We start from the raw sequence: 19487 nt of genomic DNA, 5'->3' as shown, positions 1-19487 counted from the left end.
TTACCGGCGGGTGGTCGGCGCGCTGCGTTGCTGCGCGGCGGCGTCGAAGCGCTCGTAGGCGTCGACGATCTCGCCCACGAGCCGGTGGCGGACGACGTCGGTGGACGTCAGGTTGGCGAAGTGGACGTCTTCGATGTCGCCGAGGATGTCGCGCACGACGCGCAACCCGCTGCGGGTGTTGCCCGGCAGGTCGACCTGCGTGACGTCACCCGTGACGACGACCTTCGAGCCGAACCCGAGGCGGGTCAGGAACATCTTCATCTGCTCGGGCGTCGTGTTCTGCGCCTCGTCCAGGATGATGAACGCGTCGTTCAACGTGTTGTGCGTGACGATGAAGTCATCGGTCACGTACAACGAGTCCTGGGCACCGACCTGGATGCACACGCACTCGGCCTCGCCCGCCGGCTCGATGCTGTCGATGAAGCGCATCGGACGACCACCGCCGGTGGCGTCGTACTTGGCCTTCTTGCGAGCCAGGCGGAAGGGCTCGAGGCCGGACGGCAGCCGAATGTCGATGACGTACGCGTCGTTGCGGTACTCGACCGGACGTCCGTTCGCGAGGCCCGGCGTCCGTCCTTCGGCCGGGCGCGTGCGGACGTAGGCAACCCCGCCCAGCGAGCGGACGAGATGCACGACATCGTCGCGCAGCAGAGGTGCGCACGTCGTGTACTGGATCCGGCAGGTGCGTCCCGCCTGGGCGACCGGACCGCCGTCGCTGTCCAGAAGCCCCTGCAGTACAGCCAGGCGGACGTCGCTGCTGTTGAGCAGGTACGTCAGCGGAACGTGCTTGGTGTGGGAGCGAGTGCCCAGCAGTCCCAGGTCGCGCAGAACTTCCGTGACCGGGTTCTTCGCGATCACGCCGCCACGGGACCCTGTGGTGAGGACGTGGTCGACCCCACCCTTGTGCCGCACGGTGACGCCCTCCGACGCCGCGTCGAGGGCCAGCGTCAGCTCAGGATCCGCAGTTGCGAAGGAGGGTGTGCTCGACCCGGTGAGGCACCCGTCGCCGAGCAGCAGACCGAGTGCGTACGGATCCAACGGGACCGGCGTCGGCACGTACTCGATGGGCGCCACGACAGGCAGCTCGTACCGATGGACGGAGCCACGGCGCTCGTTGCCGACCATGTCCTGCGTCTGCAGGGTGCGCCAACCCCGGCCGTGACTCCGATCGTCGACGGTGCGCACTGTCCAGAGGTGCTCGCCGCACGCCAGCGTGGACGCGCCGTCCTGCGCGGTCACCCTGTGGACCTGCTTGCGTCCCTGCGGAAACACCCCGAGCACGGGCGTCGGCAGGCCGTCAGATCCGACCACGAGGTCGCCGACCTCGAGGTCGCCGATCCGACGCGCGCCCTCGGGTGTCATGACGGTGGCATCCACCGGTTGCGCGCGACCGCGCATATATGCCAGAGGCGCGATCTCGATGGTGCCGGCCTGCATGAGACGCGGCAGCGACTCGGGGTCGAGCATGTCGTGCATCGCGTCGAACAGCGGCCGCAGGTACGGGTCGATCTTGTCGAACAGGGTGCCGGGCAGGAACCCGAGCCGCTCACCGGCCTCGACGGCGGGGCGGGTCAGGATGATGCGCGTGACCTCCTTGGCCAGCAGCGCCTGCACGGCCTTCGCCACGGCGAGATAGGTCTTGCCGGTACCTGCCGGGCCGATGCCGAAGACGACCGTGTGCTTGTCGATGGCGTCGACGTAGCGCTTCTGGTTCAACGTCTTCGGACGGATGTTCTTGCCCCGCCGCGACAGGATGTTCAGGCTGAGCACGTCGGCCGGACGCTCGGTGGAGTCGGCGGTCAGCATGCCCAGCACGCGCGCGACCGAGTCGCCGGTGAGGTTCTGGCCGGCCTTGATCAGCGCGAGGAGCTCCTCGAACAGCCGGACGGCGATCGCGTTGTCGGCGGCCCGACCGGTGATGGTGATCTCGTTGCCGCGGACGTGGACGTCACTGTCGAGCGACTGCTCGACCACACGCAGCAGTTCGTCACGCGAGCCCAGCAACGCGACCATGGCCTGCTCGCCCGGCACGACGACGGTGGTGGTGACGATGTCCGCGGGCTCGGTTCTGTCGGTCAAAGAAGGGCTTCCGGTTCGGCGATCTGGGCATCTCCACTGTACCGGCGATGCGCACCCCCTAACCGGTGAAACGTTCCCTCAGCCCGGGGGCCACCCGAAGGACCGGCCGGCGAGCAGGTGGGCGTGCACGTGGAACACCGATTGTCCGACCCCGGCGCCGGTGTTGAACACCGTCCGGAACTCGGTGAGGCCCTCCTGGGCCGCCGTCGCGCGAATGCCGGCCAGCAGCGCGGCGGACGCCTCGGCGTCGGCGCCGACCTCGGCGATGTCCGTCAGGTGCGTGCGCGTCACCACGAGCAGGTGCACCGGCGCCTGCGGGTTGGTGTCGGCGAAGGCGACGGCACCGTCGTCCTCGTAGACCTTCGTCGCCGGGATCTCCCCCGCGACGATCTTGCAGAAGATGCAGTCGTCCGGTCCGTCGGCCATGCCCGGACCCTACTGACGCTCAGCCCTGCCGCCGCAACCACCAGGCCACGATCTCGGTGCGCTTCGTCGCTCCGGTCTTGGCGAGGACGTTGCGCACGTGCGTCTCGACCGTGCGCTCCGAGAGGACGAGCCGGGCCGCGATGGCACGGTTGGTGAGGGCGTCGGCGACGAGAGCGGCCACCTCGGACTCGCGCGGCGTCAGCTGCGGTCCGTGCGCCCCGGATCCCGCCTGCGCGAGCGCGGTCGCGAGCGGACCCGGCATGTCGAGGCGCCGGAACTCCACGGTCGCGTCGCGCACCAGGTCGTCGACCGTGGCGGCGCCGTCGCGAGTGCGGCCGAGGCGGCGCAGGCTCGTCGCCCAGCCGAGGCGGGCGAGGGCCGTCCACGGTCGCGCGCCGATCCGCTCGTTCATCGCGACCGCCGTCCGGTAGAGCGGCAGGGCGTCCTCGTCGCGGCCGGCCACCCGGGCGAGATCGGCGGCGAACCCGGCGTTGGCCCCGTGGCTGACGACCGCGCCGGACCCGTCCCCGGCGTACTCGGAGGCGAGCGCGGCGAACACCGGGAACACCGCGGCGCACGTCCGGGCGTCCCCGAGCCGCAGGGCCGTGCGCCCGAGGATGGACATCGTCCCGGCCCAGCGGACACCCCGCGGCATGGTCGCGGGCAGGTCACGGAAGCGCGCGAACTCCGCCCGCGCGTCGTCCGGACGGCCCGCAAGGCATCGGGCCAGCGCGATCCCCGCCCGCACGATCGGCAGCGGCGGGGCGAAGCGCATCGCCTGCTCCCATCCCGGCAGCAAGTCGGCGGGGTCGCCCCGCAGATCGCCGAGGAACAGGCCGAACGAGTAGCACATACCGGTCAGCGTCGGGTCGTCGACGCGCTCGCCGATGGCGAACGCGGCGCGGTTGTGGTCACGGGCCGCGGCGAAGTCGCCGGCGAGGGCGTCGGCCAGAGCGCGGAACCGGTGGAAGTGCCAGCGCGCGAGCGGCGAGCGGCGGGTCCGCGCGATGCGGTCGAGCTCGGCGATCTCGAGCTCGGCGTTCACCAGGTTGCCGAGCTGGAACGACGCGGACGCCCGCCACAGATGGCCCCAGAGTGCGGCGATCGGCGAGCCGTCCCCCTCGCCCAGCGCGACGGCGCGGCGGCCGAGCTCCAACCGCTCCCGGACGGTGCCGGGGTCGACGATCGCGAGGTGACGGGCGGCGAGGGCCTCGAGCGTCGCGACGGGATCGCGCGCGCGATCGGCTTCGTCGAGCGCGCGACCGGCGAGCACGCGGGCGTCCTCGACGGCGTCGGTCTCGGCGCGGCCGACCGACAGCTGGGCGAGCAGCCGGGCACGCACTCCGTGCTCGGACGGCGGGCACGCGGCGAGGGCGCGCTCGACCACCGGCGCGAGGTCGTCGAACACGGTGACGCCCACGCCGTGCACGGCCAGCGCGGCGTCGGCGAGCAGATCCGGGCGTGCCGCCCGGTCGGCGCGGTCGGCGGCTCGCACGCAGGCGCTGACGGCCTCCTCGAAACGGGCGGCCCGCACAGCGGCGGCCGCGAGCCGCACCAGCAGGCGGGCGAGCTCGGCGTCGTCCGCCCGGTCGTCCTCGGCGGCGGTCACGGCCAGGGCCGCGAACCGCACCGCCTCGTCGTGGGCCAGCGCACCGAGCGCCTCGTCGGTGGCCCGTTCCGCCCACCGCCGCACCACGCCGGGGGTGGCCTGCGGCCCGGCGCGCTGCCAATGGCCGACGACCGTCGCCGCCGCCGCGCCGGACGCCGACAGCGCCTCCGCCGCCCGGGCGTGCAGCCGCGCGAGTCCGGTCGCGCCGACCCGCTCGGGCAGGTCGGTCAGCACCGCGTCGCGCACGAGCGCGTGGACGAAGCCGACGCCGTCGAGGACGTCGCCGGTCCGCTCGAACACGCCGGCCGCGATGCACTCCGCAACGGTTGCGTCGAGGCGGTCGGCTGCCAGGCCGGCGGTCGCCGCCAGGACCACCGGGTCGACCCGCTCGCCGAGGATCGCGGCCGCGTCGACGGTGTCGCGCGCCGCGCGGTCCATCCCGGACAGGCGCGCCGTGACCAGCCTGCGCAGGTCGGGACGGTCGCGCACGGCCGTGTCGACGTGCCCGCCCGTCGCCAGGTGATCGGCGAGCAGCCGGACGAGCAGGGGGTTGCCCCCGGCGCGGGCGTGCAGCGAGGCGGCGGACGCGGGATCCGCGCCCCGGCCGGCCAGGTACGCGGCCACCTGTCCTTCGGTGAGCGGCGCCGGCGCGACGACGGACGTCCGGTCGCCGCGCAGCAGGTCCGGCAGCGCACCCGCGAGCGGACCGTCGGCGCGGTCGCGACGGGTCGCCACCACGACCACGCGACCGACCGCCAACTCGGCGGTCAGGTGGGTCAGCAGGTGGACCGTCCCGCCGTCGGCCCAGTGGAGGTCCTCGAGAACCAGCAGCAGCCCGCCGTCCGCCGCCTGCTCCATGAGGCACTCGCTCACCCCGGCGGCCATCCGGAAGCGGTCCTCCACCCCACCGTCACCGTCGTCCCCGGTGTCGAGCAGGCGCAGCGCCGCCGGGATTCCGCGCAGGGCGCGCCGCCACGGCCACAACGCCGGCGCGCCGGGGTCGTCCACCGCATGGCCGCGGAGCACCCGCATCCCGCGCCCCGCGGCGAGCACGGCCGCGCGGTCGGCCAGGGCGCTCTTGCCGATGCCCGCCGGTCCGGAGATCAGCACGAGCCGGCCCCGCCCGTCCGATCCCTCCGCGGACGCGTCCGCGAGGGCACCGTCGAGCAGGGCGATGGCCGCCTCGCGCCCGACGAGCAGCGTCGTCATGGCGGTCAGTATCGGCGCCGGGGTCAGGGGGTCGGATCAGTACCAGCACGGAGGCGCACGACCGCCGGAAGGCGGGAGGGTTCCCGCACACCGCACGACACCGACCCTCGAGAGGAACCGCCATGCACGCGCAGATCGCCTGGTTCGACGGCCCACGCAGCCCGGAGCTCGTCGCCGCCGCCGAGTACGCCGGTACCCGGCGTGTCGTCCCCGCCCTGATGGCCGACCCGCAGTGCGCCGCGGGTCACGTCGGCACGTTCGTCCTGCGCTCCCCGGACGGCGGTGAGATGGTCGTCGTGCTCACCGAGTCCGAGGCCGTGCTCGACCGCGCCGGGCAGATCATCATGTCGACGCCACTGCACCCCGGGGAGGACCTCGCCCTGCTGCCCGGTCCGGATCGGGTCTCGCGTCACGCCGTCGCGTACGCGGTCGAGCGCGCCCGCGTCACCCATGACGCGACCGGCGCGCCGTCACTCCCAGCGCCCCAGGCGTAGCGACAGCGCCGCGAGGGCAGCGGGCCCGGCGGTGGACGTCCGCAGCACCGTCGTCCCCAGCCGCACGACGTGGGCGCCGGCGGCGGTGAACCGCTCGAGCTCGTCCGGGGCGATGCCGCCCTCGGGACCGACGACCACCCCGACGTCGCCGACGAGCGGCATCGGCACCGCGCCCAGCGGCTCGTCGGCGGCCTCGTGCAGGACGATCGCCGTCGCCGCCCGCTCGAGCATGGCGGCGACGTCGGCACTCGACACGAGGTCGCCGACCATCGGCACCCGCGCCCGGCGGCTCTGCTTGGCCGCCTCGGCGGCGGTGCGGCGCCACCGGGCGAGCGCCTTGGCGCCCCGGGCCCCGTGCCACTGCGTCACCGAGCGCGCGGCCGCCCACGGGACGATCGCGTCGACCCCGAGTTCGGTCATGGTCTCGACCGCCAGCTCGGCGCGATCGCCCTTGGGCAGCGCCTGCACGACGACGAGACGCGGCTGCCCCTCGGGCACGAGCTCACGGGACACGACGGCGAGTGTCACGTCGTCACCCGACACGTAGCGGACGGTGCACCGCGCCAGCGTCCCTTGTCCGTTGGAGATCAGGACCGACTCGCCGGGACGCACCCGCTTCACCCGCGCGGCGTGATGTCCCTCGTCGCCGCTGAGCAGGATCTCGTCGGTGTCCGGGATCGTCTCGAGCAGGAACAGCGGCGGCGTCACGGGCAGCGACGCTACTGGTGTTACTGGCGGAACGCGTCCCGGACCTTGCCGAACAGCCCGGACCCCCGCTGCGACACCGAGACGTCCTCGTCGCGCAGCTCGGCGAGCTGGCGCAGCAGGCGCGTCTGCTCCTCGTCGAGCCGGGTCGGGGTGCGGACCTCGACGTGCACGTAGAGATCGCCGCGCACCGAGCTGCGCAGCTTGGGCACGCCCTTGCCTCGCAGCTGCAGCACCGCACCGCTCTGCGTGCCGGCGCGGATCTCGATCTTCTCCTCGCTGTCGAGCGTGGTGAGCACGAGATCGCTGCCGAGCGCGGCGGACGTCATCGGCACGCCGATGGTGCAGTGCAGGTCGGCGCCGTCGCGGGTGAACGTCTCGTGGGGCTGCTCGGAGATCTCGATGTAGAGGTCGCCGGCGGGACCGCCGCCGGGGCCGACCTCGCCCTGGCCGGCGAGGCGGATGCGCATGCCGTCCTCGATGCCGGCGGGCACGTCGACGGTCTTCGTGCGACGGGCCCGGACGCGGCCCTCGGTGCCGCAGGTGGGGCACGGGGACGGGATCTGCTCGCCGGTGCCGCCGCACGCCGAGCAGGCGCGGGTGGTCATGACCTGGCCGAGGAACGAGCGCTGCACCGACTGGATCTCGCCGGCACCGCCGCACGTGGCGCAGGTACGCGGACGGGTTCCGGGCGCGCACCCCTGACCGGAGCACGTCTCGCACAGCACCGCGGTCTCGACGACGATCTCCTTGCGGACGCCGAACGCGGTCTCCTCGAGACTCAGCGACAGCTGCAACAGCGCGTCGGCGCCGGGGCGCACGCGGCTGCGCCGGCCCCGTCCGGCGCCGGGGCCGCCGCCGCCGAAGAAGGCCTCGAAGACGTCGCCGAACCCGCCGAAGCCGCCGAACGGGCTGCCGCCACCGGCTCCTCCGCCGCCCTGCTGCAGCGGGTCGCCGCCGAGGTCGACGATGCGGCGCTTCTCGGGGTCGGACAGCACCTCGTAGGCGGCCGACACCTCCTTGAAGCGTTCGGCGGCCTCCGGGTCGGGGTTGACGTCCGGGTGCAGCTCGCGGGCGAGCTTGCGGTAGGCGCGTTTGAGCTCCTCGGGGGTGGCGTCCTTGTTGACGCCGAGCAGCCCGTAGTAGTCGCGGGGTTCAGACACTCGTTCCCGTCCTCGTGCAGGTCGACCGCTGGCACTCGAAAGCGGCGAGTGCCAGTGTACGGCGGGGTGGGGTCAGCGCTCCTCGAGCAGCGTGCCGACGTAGCGCGCGACGGCGGCGACCCGCGCCATGGTGTGCGCGTAGTCCATGCGGCGGGGGCCCAGGACGCCGACGGCGCCCACGGCGGCGCCGTGCACGCCGTAGCCGCTCGACACGACGGCGGCGGACGCCAGCCCCTCGTGCAGCGTCTCGTTGCCGATGCGGACGATCACGTCGGGCGAGCTGATGGAGGAGTCGAGCAGCCGCAGCAGCACGACCTGTTCCTCGAGCGCCTCGAGCACCGGACGGATGGCCGGGAAGTCGAGCGTCTGCTGGCTGAGGTTCGAGGTGCCGCCGAGCACGAGCCGCTCGTTGCTGGGCTCGACCAGCACCTCGAGCAACACCGAGGCGAGCGTGGTGAGCATGCCGCGCAGCGGCTCGGCCACCTGCTGCGGCAGCTCACCGATGATCTCCGCGGTCTCGGACAGCGGACGGTCGCGCAGCCGCTGGTTCAGCGTGCCGCGCAACTCGTAGACGTCGTTCTCGGCCACGGGCACCGGCAGCTCGACCATGCGCTGCTCGACGCGGCCGGTGTCGGTGATGAGCACCAGCATGAGCCGGGTGGACGAGATGGTCACCAGCTCGAGGTGCCGCACCCGGCTGCGCGACAGTGTGGGGTACTGCACCACGGCCACGTTGCGGGTCAACTGCGCGAGCGCGCGCACGGCCCGGTGCAGCACGTCGTCGAGGTCGACGGCGCCGTCGAGGAAGGTGCGGATCGCGCGCTTCTCGGCGCCCGAGAGCGGCTTGATCTCGGCGATGCGGTCGACGAACATCCGGTAGCCCGCGTCGGTGGGCACCCGCCCGGCGCTGGTGTGGGGCTGCGCGATCAGCCCCTCCTCCTCGAGCGCGGCCATGTCGTTGCGGATCGTCGCCGACGACACGCCGAGGTTGTGCCGATCGACGAGCGCCTTGCTGCCGACGGGCTCGTTGGTGGCGATGAAGTCGGACACGATCGCGCGCAGTACCTGCAGCTTGCGGTCCTCTACTCCCACGACACCGATTTTAGGCGAGTTCCCGGTGTGCGCGCCGGGATAGTGTCGGCGGGTGATTTTCAAGGCCGTGCGCGAGGGACGTCCCTACCCCGATCACGGCCTGTCCCAGCGCGACTGGGCCAACGTGGCCCCCCGCACGATCCGGCTCGACGAGCTGACGACCACCAAGCGGCAGCTCGACCTCGAGAACCTGCTCGCCGAGGACAGCACGTTCTACGGCGACCTGTTCCCGCACGCGGTGCTGTGGCACGGCGACATCTACCTCGAGGACGGTCTGCATCGCGCGCTGCGGGCGGCGCTGCAGGGCCGCAACACGATGCACGTGCGCATCCTCGACCTCGACGCGTTCCGCGCCGGCAGCCCGCTGGGCCCGCCCGCGCAATGACGTCCCGGTGAGCCTGCTCGTCGTCACCGGGCCTCCCGGCGCCGGGAAGTCGACCGTCGCCCGGCTGCTGGCGTCCGACACCTCGCCGAGCGCGCTCGTGACCGGCGACACGTTCTTCACGTTCCTGCACCGCGGAGGCATCGACCCGTGGCGGCCCGAGGCCGAGCAGCAGAACATCGCCGTCACCCGGTCGTCCGCGGCGGCCGTCGCGCCGCTGGCCGATGCGATGGACGTCGTCCTCGACGGCATCGTCGGGCCCTGGTACCTGCTGCAGTTCACGGCGGCCGTCGGCCGTCCGTTCGACTACGTCGTGCTGCTGCCCGACGAGGCCACCTGCCTGCACCGGATCGCGAACCGCACCGGCCACGGGTTCTCGGACGCCGACGCCGCCCGCCACATGCACCGGCAGTTCACCGGCGCGCGCGTCGACGCCCGCCACGTGATCACCGACCCGCCCGGACGCCCGTCCGAGGTCGCCGCGCTGGTCCGTCACCGGCGGGCGGACGGACGGCTGCGCGTCACGCCGTGAGGATCTCCTTCACCACCGCGTCGGCCATGAGCCGGCCGCGTTGGGTGAGCACGAGCCGTCCGCCGACGCCGTCGACGCGGCCGTCGACGATGCCCCACCGCTCGACGAGCCCCCACTGCGCGAGCTGCGGCACGATCGCGCGCGCCCGCTCGGGCAGCGACATCACCGGCAGCCCCTCGCGGCGCCGCACCCCGAGCATGACCCGCTCGGTGAACTGCGCGTCGGCGTCGAGGGTCTCCCGTCCGGCAGCGGGCGAGCGGTTCTGATCGATCAGCGCGGCGTAGCGCACGGGATGCTTGACGTTCCACCACCGCACGCCGCCGACGTGGCTGTGCGCGCCGGGCCCGAGGCCCCACCAGTTCGAGTCGGTCCAGTAGAGGTCGTTGTGGCGGCAGCGGGCCTCGGGGGTGCGGGCCCAGTTCGAGATCTCGTACCAGTCGTAGCCGGCGGCGCGCAGCGCCTCGTCGGCGATCACGTACCGGTCGGCGAGCGCGTCGTCGTCGGGCGCGGGCACGACCCCGGACGCCACCTGCCGGGCCAGCGCCGTGCCCTCCTCGACGACCAGCGCGTAGGCGCTTACGTGGTCCGGCCCGGCAGCGATCGCCGACGCCAGCGACGCGCGCCAGTCCTCGTCCGTCTCGTGGGGCGCGCCGTAGATCAGGTCGAGGTTCACGTGCTCGAAGCCCGCCGCGCGCGCCTCGGCGACGGCCTCGGCGGCGCGGCCGGGAGTGTGGCGGCGGTCGAGCACGGACAGCACCCGTGGCACCGCCGACTGCATGCCCAGCGAGATGCGGGTGAACCCGGCCGCGCGAAGCCGCTCGAGGTAGGCGGGCGTCACCGTCTCGGGGTTGGCCTCGGTCGTCACCTCGACGTCGTCGGCGAAGCCGAACCGCTCGCCGATCTCGTCCAGGACCGCGCCCAGGTGCTCGGCGGGCAGCAGCGTCGGCGTGCCCCCGCCGAAGAACACCGTCGACACCGGCGGCACCCTGTCGCCCAGCGCGTCGCCGTCGGCGAGCACGTCGGCGGCGAGCCGCAGCTCGCGCATCACGGTGTCGGCGTAGGCGAGCCGGCTCACCCCCGGACCGAGCTCGGTGGCGGTGTAGGTGTTGAAGTCGCAGTAGCCGCAGCGGCTCTGGCAGAACGGCACGTGCACGTAGACGCCGAACGGCACACCGCGCATCCGCTCGAGCACGTCGCGCGGCAGGCGGCCGTTGGGCGGCGGCGGGTCACCGGCGGGCAGGGCGGGAGGCACCCGTCCAGTGTGCCGTCAGCGGCTGGAGACCGAGGGCGACGGGGCGGGCGCGCCGTCGTCCGACCGCGCGGCCTTGACCGCGTAGCCGACGCCGAGGGCCAGCACGAGCGCCACGAGGGCGACGAGCGGACGGCGGACACCACGGCGCATGAGCACCGACCCTAGGCGCTGTGGTTGGGTCGGTTTCATGGGCGATGCGCTGTCGGCAGGCACGATCACACTCACCGGGCACGGCGGCGACGAGATCCCCGCCTACCTGGCCCGCCCGGACGGTGACGACCGCCGCGGTGGCGTGGTCGTCATCCACCACATGCCGGGGTGGGACCGCGGCACCAAGGAGATCGTCCGCCGTTTCGCCGAGCTCGGCTACGACGCGATCTGCCCGAACCTGCACCACCGCGAGGCGCCCGGCGCCGACGCCGACGACGCGGCCGCCGCGAACCGCAAGGCCGGCGGTGTGCCGGACGAGCGGTTGAGCGGCGACGTCGCCGCCGCGACCGCGTACCTGCGCGGGCTGTCGACGTCCGACGGCAAGGTCGGCGCGATCGGCTACTGCTCGGGCGGACGGCAGGCCGTCCTCGCCGGGTGCTCGGTCGACCTCGACGCGGCGGTCGACTGCTACGGCGCGTTCGTCGTCGAGCCGACGCCCGACGAGTTCCCGCTCGAGGTGAGCAACCTGCGCGATCGGCTGCCCGACCTCGCGTGCCCGCTGCTCGGTCTGTTCGGCAACGAGGACGCCCACCCCGCGCCCGAACACGTCGACGAACTCGAGCGGCTGCTGACCGAGCACGGCAAGACCTACGAGTTCCACCGCTACGACGACACCGGCCACGGCTTCCTCTCCCCCGACCGGCCCGCGTACCGCGTCGCGGCGGCGAACGACGGCTGGGAGCGCATCGCCGACTTCTTCGGGCGGTACCTCTGATGTGCACCTACGCGACGGTCCGCACGCCGGTCGAGGGCAGCGCGAAGAGCGCCGGCGGGTCGTGGTTCCACGTCACCGACGCGACGGTCTACTTCGACCACCCCGTGCACGCGATGGCCGAACACACCCTCAACATCGACCTGACCAGCGCCGCGAAGGGCCCGTCCGCTCGCGTCGCGGTCGAGCTCACCGCCGCCTCGGCGCGCGAGCTGGTCGCCGCCATCCAGGCCGCCCTCGACAGCGCCCCGGCGGACGTTCAGTAGGTTCGGCCCATGCGCGCCGTCTACGCCGAGTCCATCAACCCCGACGACCCGCTGAAGGGTCTGGTGATCGGCGAGCGTCCCGACCCGGAGCCGCCGGCCGGCTGGACCCGCGTGGCCGTGAAGGCGACCAGCCTCAACCACCACGACCTCTGGACGCTGCGCGGCGTCGGCATCAAGGCCGACCAGCTGCCGATGATCCTGGGCTGCGACGCCGCCGGCATCGACGAGTCGACCGGCGACGAGGTCGTCGTCCACGCGGTCGTCAACACCGAGGGCTGGACCGGCGACGACACCGTCGACCCCGGCCGCTCGCTGCTGTCGGAGAAGCACCAGGGCTCCCTGGCCGAGTACGTGATCGTGCCGAAGCGCAACGTCGTGCCCAAGCCCGCGGACCTGTCCTGGGGCGAGGCCGCGTGCCTGTCGACGGCGTGGCTGACCGCCTACCGGATGCTGTTCACCAAGTCGGGGCTGCGGCCGGGACAGACGGTGCTCGTGCAGGGCGCCACCGGCGGCGTCGCCACCGCGTGCATCCAGATGGCGCGCGCGGCCGGGCTGCGCGTGTTCGCCACCGCCCGCTCCGAGGCCAAGCAGCAGAAGGCCCTCGACCTCGGCGCGCACGCCGCGTTCGCGTCCGGCGCGCGCTTGCCGCAGAAGGTCGACGCCGTCATGGAGACCGTCGGCGAGGCCACGTACTCCCACTCGGCGAAGTCGCTCAAGCCCGGCGGCCGCATCGTCATCTCCGGCGCCACGTCGGGTCCGAACCCGCCGGCCGACCTCAACCGGTTCTTCTTCCTCCAGCTGGAGCTCGTGGGCTCGACGATGGGGACGAAGGCCGAGCTCGCCGACCTGATCTCCTTCCTCGACGCCACGGGACTGCGTCCGACCATCGACCGCACCCTGCCGCTGGAACAGGCGGCGGACGGCCTCGCCGCGATGGCGTCCGGCGACCTCGTCGGCAAGATCGTCCTCGAGCCGTAGTCCGCGGGGAACTCCTCCCCATCCGTTCGCCTCGCGCCGACATCGATCTTCGGTGAGGATCGGTCCATGGGCAGCGGAGAGACGATCACCCCGGAGCGGTTGATCCAACTGGCGAACGAGCTCGACGACGCGATCCGGCCCGAGCTCGACACGGCGAAGGCCAAGTTCGAAGAGGCCGACATCCCCGGCGACAAGTTCAGCCAGGTGGGCGTGGCGATGTTGATCGCCTACCCCGGCGCGCGCCAGTGGGCGATCGCCGACGCGCAGTCGAAGCAGGAGGAACTGCGCTCCCTGACGGACAAGCTCGCGGCGACGGCCAAGCTCTGGGCCGACGCCGAGACCGACAACACCGTCATCTGCACCTGAGGGAGGGGACGCAGGATGGGATCACTGGGAAGCGGTCTGGACGACGCCGTCGACACGATGGTGACGTCGGCGGGCTACATGCTCTGGCCGGCGGAGGTCTTCCCCGGCGTGGCGGCGATGAGCTTCATGATGCCGACCGCCAAGGGCGGGCCGGGCACGATGATCGAGGGCGCGCAGGCGTGGCTCGACGGTTCGTCCGCTCTCGACCGGGCGCGCTCGCAGCTGCAGTCGATCGCGGGCGCCATCGGCGCGGACGAATGGACGGGTGACGACCGGGACCTGTTCGACAAGACCTGGCAGGAGCTGGACGAGCAGCTCGGCAACGCCCGCACCTACTCCCTCGCCGTCGGCGCGGGACTCGCCGGGCTGAGCGCGCCGCTGCTCGCCTACGGCCCGGTGTGCCTGGGCATCGGCGGCGTGATGCTGGCGAACGCGATCGCCTTCGAGACGGCGGTCGCCAGCATCGTCGGCAACCTGGGTCCGTCCGAGGCCGCCTACGCCGCGGGGTGCGCCGCGGCCGCGAGCTGCCTGGCCGTGCTCACCGGCACCATCGCGGGCATCGCCGCGTGCATGACGGCTGCGGCGGGAGCGCTGCAGCTCGGCACGCTGGCCGAGGCGAACGAGCAGGCGGACGACGGCGACGCGAACGCGGCCGGCAACTACGTCAAGGCGCAGGTCAAGGGACTCGGCGAGGTCGGCGAGGACCTCGTCGATCTGGGCGCGGGCCTGGTGTTCGACGCGGTCGCCGGAAGGTTCGTGAAGCGGCTGCCCGAGGGCACCCTGTTCGAGCACGTGGTCAAGGAGGAACTCAAGAGCGAGATCGCCGACGGGATCGACGACACCTACGACGGGCTCAAGGACCTGCTGTTCGGCGAGGACGAGAAGTCGCCACCGGCGGACGACCCGTACTACAGCCTGCCGTCGTCACCCCAGCAGCCTCACGTCGTGCCGGCGCCCTACACGCCCGCACCGGCCGATCCGACGCCCTACGACCCGAACAACCCGCCGGGCACGCCGGGACCGGGTGGACCCGGTGGTCCTGGTCCGGGTGGTCCTGGTCCGGGTGGTCCTGGCCCGGGTGGTCCTGGCCCGGGTGGTCCTGGCCCGGGTGCTCCTGGCCCGGGTGGTCCCGGCCCGGGTGGTCCCGGCCCGGGTGGTCCCGGCCCGGGTGGTCCCGGTCCGGGTGGCCCCGGCCCCGGCGACCCCACGCTCCAGCCGGCGAATCCGGACGGCCAGCACGGCAACCCGTCGTTCCAGCCGGCGCCGGGTCTCGACGGCGGTGGCGAGCGCCAGGGACAGGGTCAGCACGGACAGGGTGAGCACGGCCAGGGTCAGCACGGCCAGGGTGAGCACGGCCAGGGTCAGCACGGCCAGGGTCAGCACGGTGGTGGTCACGGCCACGGTCAGCACGGCGGTGGTCACGGCCACGGTCAGCACGGCGGTGGTCACGGCCAGGGTCAGCACGGCGGCGGTCACGACGGCGGTCACGGCGGCCAGCACGGTTCCGGCCACCACGGCGACGGGCACGGTCAGCACGGCGACCACGACCACCAGGTCATTCCCGGCGGCGGCGACATCAACGGTGACGACGACGAGACGTCGATCGACATCCACGTCGACTCCGACCAGGACATCGACATCACGATCGTCGGCAACGACGACCTGGACGTCGACATCGACGCGACCGGCGGCGGCGACGTCGATCTGACCATCACCGACGGCGCCACCGATTCCGGTTCGCGCCCGAACGACGACGGAGGACGGCGATGACCACGGCGGACGGACCCGGAGTCGGCGTCGACGTCACCGAGCAGCTGTACCGCCGGCTCGACGAGCTCGACGCGTCGATGCGCGAGTCGACGAAGAACATCGAGCGGGCGCAGCAGATGTCCGACGTGCTCGCGGGCATCGTCGGCTCGGCCGAGACCGACGACGGCTTCGTCCGCGTCGAGTGCAACGCGGCCGGGGTCAGCGATCTCACGCTGAACCCGCGGGCGATGCGCATGGTGTCCGAGGACCTCGCGGCGTCGATCCGGGAGACGATCGACGCCGCGTCGGCCGACTACCGGAAGAAGACGCTCGAGGCGCTGCAGGAGGCCGGCATCATGCCGTCCCCCGAGCAGCAGCGCGCCGACATCAAGGCGGCGACGGCGCAGCTCGGCCAGGCGCAGCAGGAGCTGGACCGGTCGTTGCGGGAGGCGGCCGCCGCGATCGGTACCGCGAACCGGATACGCCAGCAGCAGGCGGGACGCTGACGGGGCTCAGCCCGCCAGCAGCGCGACCAGCAGCACGGCGATCACGATCACGCCGACCCCGGCGGCGCCCAGCCCGACGAGCAGTGCCGTCCGCGACCGGGCGGCGGCATGCGGCGCCGCCGGCCCGGCGGGGAGCGCCCCGCCCGCGGCGACCGACCGCGAGCGGTCGACGGCCGCGCGTTCGCCGCGCGCGCTGACGACGACACACTGCTGCGGATCGGCGCGCAGCACGGTCCCGTCCGCCTCACGCACGACAGGCCCGGCGGCAAAGACGGGCGCGTCCGGTTCGATGATCCACTCCCGGCGCAGACGATAATCGCCGACGCGGTACTCGCCCTGCGCGTCGTCCACCGAGACGACGACGGCGTCGACGTCGGCGCGCACCGGGTCGACGAGCACGGCACCGTTCGGGCCGTGGACGGCGATCGGGGCGGACGACTCGTCGTCGGTGCGCCGGTCGCCCTGCAGGAACCCGCAGTCGGACCCGATGACCGGTGGCAGCCGTGGCGTGCCCGCCACGCTCTGCCACTGCAGTGGCGAGAAGGGCGCGAAGTCGACCACCAGTGCCCGGTACCAGACGCACGGACGGCCCGACAGCGGGGCGGTGAGCACCCCGCCCGGCCCCGGCGCGGCGGTGCCCGACACGGTCACGACCGTTCCGGGTGGGACGCCGGCGGGATCGGCGGCGACGGCCCGTCCGAGCATGGCGAGGATCGCGGGATGGTCGGGGACGACCTGGGCGGGGTTGCGCACGCCGTCATCGTTCCCGCGGGATCACGACCTGCACCAGCAGGGCGCGGTGATCCGACGCCGGCAGCTCGAGGGTGCGGGCCGACGTACCCGTCGCCCCACGCACGAGCACGTGGTCGATGCCGATGACCGGGCCGTACCAGCGGTCGTTCGGGTAGCTCGGCAGGTAGCCCGCGCCCGCGTCGTCGATCGCATCCCGGTAGCCGTCCGCCAGCAGTGAGCGGAACTGGGCGTGGCCGGTCGTCGCGTTGTAGTCGCCCGGTGCGATCACCGGCCCGGACGGTTGTTCGCGCAGAAGTGCGCGAAGTCGTGGAACCTCGTCCAGCCAGCGGCGTACCGGGAACGGCCACGGCGGGGTGAGGTGCACGGCGACGACCGACAGCGGGCCGTCCGGCGTCGCCGCCGTCGCACGCACCGTGCCGAGGTAGAACCCGTCCAGATCCCGCTCGTCCGACAGCGGCCACCGGCTCCAGATGCCCGTGCCCGAGCCGCCGTCCGGCAACGGACGCAGGTAGCGGTACGGCAGCGTGCGCGCCAGGCCTGCGGCGGTCAGGCGGCGTGCCGCGGCGGTCGTCAGCTCCTCCGTCGCGAGCACGTCGACTCGGTGCTCGCGGACCGTGCGCACCAGGGCCTGCGGGTCGGCGGACCCGACCTTCAGGTTGGCCTGCAGCACGGTGACCGTCCGCCCGTCCGGGGCCGTGCGGGCGACCGTCGCGGGCACTGTACGAGCGCGACCACGCCGGTGACGACCGCGGCCACGCCCGCGAGAGTCCAGCGGCGCACGAGCAGCGCGAGCACCATCGCGACGGGTGCCGCCCACATCAACTGGTGCGACACCGCCGCCGCGGCCAGCAGGTACTGCGCCCGCCAGGTGACGGCGTACAGCACCAGCGCGCCGAGACAGGCGACGAGCGCCAGCAGCGCGAGGACGGTGAACGCGACCCGCCCACGCCCGTCCCCCGGCCGGCGCAGCCGCGGCCGGGTCAGCCGCACCGGCGGTTACTTCGAGTCGGGCGCGTCACTCGTCGAGAGTGCCGCGATGAAGGCCTCCTGCGGCACCTCGACACGGCCGACCATCTTCATGCGCTTCTTGCCTTCCTTCTGCTTCTCGAGCAGCTTGCGCTTGCGGGTGATGTCACCGCCGTAGCACTTGGCCAGCACGTCCTTGCGGATCGCGCGGATGTTCTCGCGGGCGATCACCCGCGCGCCGACCGCGGCCTGGATGGGCACCTCGAACTGCTGGCGCGGGATCAGTTTGCGCAGCTTCGTCGCCATCATCGTGCCGTAGCCGTAGGCCTTGTCCCTGTGCACGATCGCGCTGAACGCGTCGACCGGCTCGCCCTGCAGCAGGATGTCGACCTTCACCAGGTCGGACGTCTGCTCCCCCGCGAGCTCGTAGTCGAGGCTGGCGTACCCGCGCGTGCGGGACTTCAGCTGGTCGAAGAAGTCGAAGATGATCTCGCCGAGCGGCAGCGTGTAGCGCAGCTCGACGCGCGTCTCGCTCAGGTAGTCCATGCCGCCGAGGTTGCCGCGCCGTTCCTGGCACAACTCCATGATCGCGCCGATGTACTCGCTCGGCGCGATGATCATCGCCTTGACGACCGGCTCGTGGGTGTCGGCGATCTTCTTGCCGGTGGGCCAGTCGGACGGGTTGGTGACGACGTGTTCGGTGCCGTCCTCGAGGTCGACGCGGTAGACCACGTTCGGCGCGGTGCTGATGAGGTCCAGGTCGAACTCGCGCTCGAGTCGGTCGCGCGTGATCTCGAGGTGCAGCAGGCCGAGGAAGCCGCAGCGAAAGCCGAAGCCGAGCGCCGCGCTCGACTCGGGCTCGTAGACGAGGGCGGCGTCGTTGAGGCGCAGCTTGTCCAGCGCGTCGCGCAGGATCGGGTAGTCGGAACCGTCGAGCGGATACAGCCCGGAGTAGACCATCGGACGCGGGTCGCGGTACCCGCCGAGGCTCTTCTCCGCGGGCTTCTGCGCGTCGGTGACGGTGTCGCCCACGCGGCTCTGGCGGACGTCCTTCACGCCGGTGATCAGGTAGCCGACCTCGCCGACCGACAGGCCGTCCGTCGGCTTCGGCTCCGGCGAGATGACGCCGATCTCGAGCAGCTCGTGCGTCGCCGCCGTCGACATCATCTTGATGCGCTCGCGCGGCACGAATTGCCCGTCGACGACGCGGATGTAGGTGATGACGCCGCGGTAGATGTCGTAGACGGAGTCGAAGATCATCGCGCGGCCGGGGGCGTCGGGCTCGCCGACCGGGGCGGGTACCTCGCGGCAGATGAGGTCGAGCAGGTCCTCGACGCCCTGCCCGGTCTTCGCGCTGACCCGCAGCACGTCGTCGGGGTCGCAGCCGATGATGTGCGCGATCTCCGCGGCGTACAGGTCGGGCTGCGCGGCCGGCAGGTCGATCTTGTTCAGCACCGGGATGATCTGCAGGTCGTTCTCGAGCGCGAGGTACAGGTTCGCGAGCGTCTGCGCCTCGATGCCCTGGGCGGCGTCGACGAGCAGCACCGCCCCCTCGCACGCGGCCAGGCTGCGGCTCACCTCGTAGGTGAAGTCGACGTGCCCAGGGGTGTCGATCATGTGCAGGACGTGATGGACGCCGGTCTCACGGGACGTCCAGGGCATGCGGACGTTCTGCGCCTTGATCGTGATGCCGCGTTCGCGCTCGATGTCCATGCGGTCGAGGTACTGGGCCTTGGCCAGCCGCGGGTCGAGCACGCCGGTGAGGCGCAGCATCTGGTCGGCCAGCGTCGATTTGCCGTGGTCGATGTGAGCGATGATCGAGAAGTTTCGGATGATCGCCGGGTCGGTGCGTCCGGCCTCAGTCATCCGTCCAGTGTTTCACGGGCCCGCGAACCGCAGCACGGTCGGCGTAGGCTCACCCGCGGCGCCGCAGGAACGCCCCCGGGTCCGCGGGAAGGGCTGAGCCCACCTGCTCGCACGGCAACGGAAGCTCGGCACGTCCCCGACCTCCTTTCGCCCCGTCCTGCGGACCACGGGG

At 72.7% G+C, this 19487-nt stretch carries 21 protein-coding genes; 9 read left to right on the top strand and 12 right to left on the bottom strand.

Annotation, left to right across the window (positions count from 1 at the left end; all coding sequences use genetic code 11):
* From ACYVP9_RS02130 to ACYVP9_RS02120, 3 genes are all read right to left on the bottom strand, one after another.
* Positions 1 to 2013, bottom strand: a complete 2013-nt coding sequence (locus ACYVP9_RS02130; RefSeq protein ID WP_460604271.1) for a PhoH family protein — start codon at positions 2011 to 2013, stop codon at positions 1 to 3.
* Between the two features lie 144 nt (positions 2014 to 2157).
* On the bottom strand, positions 2158 to 2505 hold the full coding sequence (locus tag ACYVP9_RS02125) for a histidine triad nucleotide-binding protein (RefSeq protein ID WP_460603032.1): 348 nt from the start codon (positions 2503 to 2505) through the stop codon (positions 2158 to 2160).
* Between the two features lie 19 nt (positions 2506 to 2524).
* The gene (locus tag ACYVP9_RS02120) at positions 2525 to 5323 is read right to left on the bottom strand and encodes an ATP-binding protein (protein ID WP_460603031.1); all 2799 of its coding nucleotides are present in this window, start codon (positions 5321 to 5323) and stop codon (positions 2525 to 2527) included.
* Between the two features lie 122 nt (positions 5324 to 5445).
* On the opposite strand from ACYVP9_RS02120, the gene ACYVP9_RS02115 reads away from it, so the two are divergent.
* Positions 5446 to 5817 (top strand): hypothetical protein, encoded by a 372-nt coding sequence (locus ACYVP9_RS02115; protein ID WP_460603030.1) that lies wholly within the window; start codon positions 5446 to 5448, stop codon positions 5815 to 5817.
* Here ACYVP9_RS02115 and ACYVP9_RS02110 read toward each other — a convergent pair.
* The 3 genes from ACYVP9_RS02110 to hrcA all read right to left on the bottom strand — a co-directional run bounded on the left by ACYVP9_RS02110 (position 5794) and on the right by hrcA (position 8777).
* The gene (locus ACYVP9_RS02110; protein ID WP_460603029.1) at positions 5794 to 6525 is read right to left on the bottom strand and encodes an RsmE family RNA methyltransferase; all 732 of its coding nucleotides are present in this window, start codon (positions 6523 to 6525) and stop codon (positions 5794 to 5796) included. The genes ACYVP9_RS02115 and ACYVP9_RS02110 overlap by 24 nt on opposite strands.
* 20 nt (positions 6526 to 6545) lie before the next feature.
* The gene (gene dnaJ / locus ACYVP9_RS02105; RefSeq protein ID WP_460603028.1) at positions 6546 to 7685 is read right to left on the bottom strand and encodes a molecular chaperone DnaJ; all 1140 of its coding nucleotides are present in this window, start codon (positions 7683 to 7685) and stop codon (positions 6546 to 6548) included.
* 72 nt (positions 7686 to 7757) lie between these two features.
* The gene (gene hrcA, locus ACYVP9_RS02100) at positions 7758 to 8777 is read right to left on the bottom strand and encodes an HrcA family transcriptional regulator (RefSeq protein WP_460603027.1); all 1020 of its coding nucleotides are present in this window, start codon (positions 8775 to 8777) and stop codon (positions 7758 to 7760) included.
* 52 nt (positions 8778 to 8829) lie between these two features.
* Between hrcA and ACYVP9_RS02095 the strand changes: the two genes are divergently transcribed.
* Together ACYVP9_RS02095 and ACYVP9_RS02090 are read left to right on the top strand one after the other, a co-directional pair.
* Complete coding sequence (locus tag ACYVP9_RS02095; RefSeq protein ID WP_460603026.1) at positions 8830 to 9162, top strand: type II toxin-antitoxin system VapB family antitoxin; 333 nt, start codon at positions 8830 to 8832, stop codon at positions 9160 to 9162.
* 7 nt (positions 9163 to 9169) lie between these two features.
* Positions 9170 to 9691 carry an ATP-binding protein gene (locus ACYVP9_RS02090; protein ID WP_460603025.1) on the top strand — a complete coding sequence of 174 codons (522 nt, stop codon included), beginning with the start codon at positions 9170 to 9172 and terminating at the stop codon, positions 9689 to 9691.
* On the opposite strand, the gene hemW is transcribed toward ACYVP9_RS02090, so the two are convergent.
* Together hemW and ACYVP9_RS02080 are read right to left on the bottom strand one after the other, a co-directional pair.
* On the bottom strand, positions 9681 to 10943 hold the full coding sequence (gene hemW / locus ACYVP9_RS02085; protein WP_460603024.1) for a coproporphyrinogen-III oxidase family protein: 1263 nt from the start codon (positions 10941 to 10943) through the stop codon (positions 9681 to 9683). The genes ACYVP9_RS02090 and hemW overlap by 11 nt on opposite strands.
* Before the next feature lie 15 nt (positions 10944 to 10958).
* A complete protein-coding gene (locus ACYVP9_RS02080) occupies positions 10959 to 11093 on the bottom strand; it encodes a hypothetical protein (protein WP_460603023.1) in 135 nt (44 codons plus the stop codon).
* Positions 11094 to 11130: 37 nt separating this feature from the next.
* Between ACYVP9_RS02080 and ACYVP9_RS02075 the strand changes: the two genes are divergently transcribed.
* From ACYVP9_RS02075 to ACYVP9_RS02050, 6 genes are all read left to right on the top strand, one after another.
* Positions 11131 to 11868, top strand: a complete 738-nt coding sequence (locus ACYVP9_RS02075) for a dienelactone hydrolase family protein (RefSeq protein ID WP_460603022.1) — start codon at positions 11131 to 11133, stop codon at positions 11866 to 11868.
* Positions 11868 to 12131, top strand: a complete 264-nt coding sequence (locus ACYVP9_RS02070) for a DUF6295 family protein (RefSeq protein WP_460603021.1) — start codon at positions 11868 to 11870, stop codon at positions 12129 to 12131. The genes ACYVP9_RS02075 and ACYVP9_RS02070 overlap by 1 nt, the downstream gene beginning before the upstream one ends.
* A gap of 9 nt (positions 12132 to 12140) precedes the next feature.
* Positions 12141 to 13109: an MDR/zinc-dependent alcohol dehydrogenase-like family protein gene (locus ACYVP9_RS02065; RefSeq protein ID WP_460603020.1), complete on the top strand. Its 969-nt coding sequence runs from the start codon at positions 12141 to 12143 to the stop codon at positions 13107 to 13109.
* Between the two features lie 66 nt (positions 13110 to 13175).
* Entirely contained in the window at positions 13176 to 13475 is a 300-nt protein-coding gene (locus ACYVP9_RS02060) for a hypothetical protein (protein WP_460603019.1), read from the top strand.
* 15 nt (positions 13476 to 13490) lie between these two features.
* Complete coding sequence (locus ACYVP9_RS02055; RefSeq protein WP_460603018.1) at positions 13491 to 15245, top strand: hypothetical protein; 1755 nt, start codon at positions 13491 to 13493, stop codon at positions 15243 to 15245.
* Positions 15242 to 15730 (top strand): hypothetical protein, encoded by a 489-nt coding sequence (locus ACYVP9_RS02050; RefSeq protein WP_460603017.1) that lies wholly within the window; start codon positions 15242 to 15244, stop codon positions 15728 to 15730. The genes ACYVP9_RS02055 and ACYVP9_RS02050 overlap by 4 nt, the downstream gene beginning before the upstream one ends.
* 6 nt (positions 15731 to 15736) lie before the next feature.
* On the opposite strand, the gene ACYVP9_RS02045 is transcribed toward ACYVP9_RS02050, so the two are convergent.
* From ACYVP9_RS02045 to lepA, 4 genes are read right to left on the bottom strand one after another with little or no spacing between them, the layout of a single operon-like run.
* The gene (locus ACYVP9_RS02045; RefSeq protein WP_460603016.1) at positions 15737 to 16483 is read right to left on the bottom strand and encodes a hypothetical protein; all 747 of its coding nucleotides are present in this window, start codon (positions 16481 to 16483) and stop codon (positions 15737 to 15739) included.
* Between the two features lie 4 nt (positions 16484 to 16487).
* Complete coding sequence (locus ACYVP9_RS02040) at positions 16488 to 17201, bottom strand: endonuclease/exonuclease/phosphatase family protein (RefSeq protein ID WP_460603015.1); 714 nt, start codon at positions 17199 to 17201, stop codon at positions 16488 to 16490.
* Positions 17135 to 17473, bottom strand: coding sequence for a hypothetical protein (locus tag ACYVP9_RS02035; protein ID WP_460603014.1), 339 nt, complete (start codon positions 17471 to 17473; stop codon positions 17135 to 17137). The genes ACYVP9_RS02040 and ACYVP9_RS02035 overlap by 67 nt, the downstream gene beginning before the upstream one ends.
* Before the next feature lie 6 nt (positions 17474 to 17479).
* Positions 17480 to 19315, bottom strand: a complete 1836-nt coding sequence (gene lepA / locus ACYVP9_RS02030) for an elongation factor 4 (RefSeq protein WP_460603013.1) — start codon at positions 19313 to 19315, stop codon at positions 17480 to 17482.
* Positions 19316 to 19487 lie beyond the last annotated feature (172 nt).

The organism is Jatrophihabitans fulvus (assembly GCF_054781375.1).
Note: the sequence above shows the minus strand (reverse complement) of the source record. Positions and strands in the feature narration are given on the sequence as shown.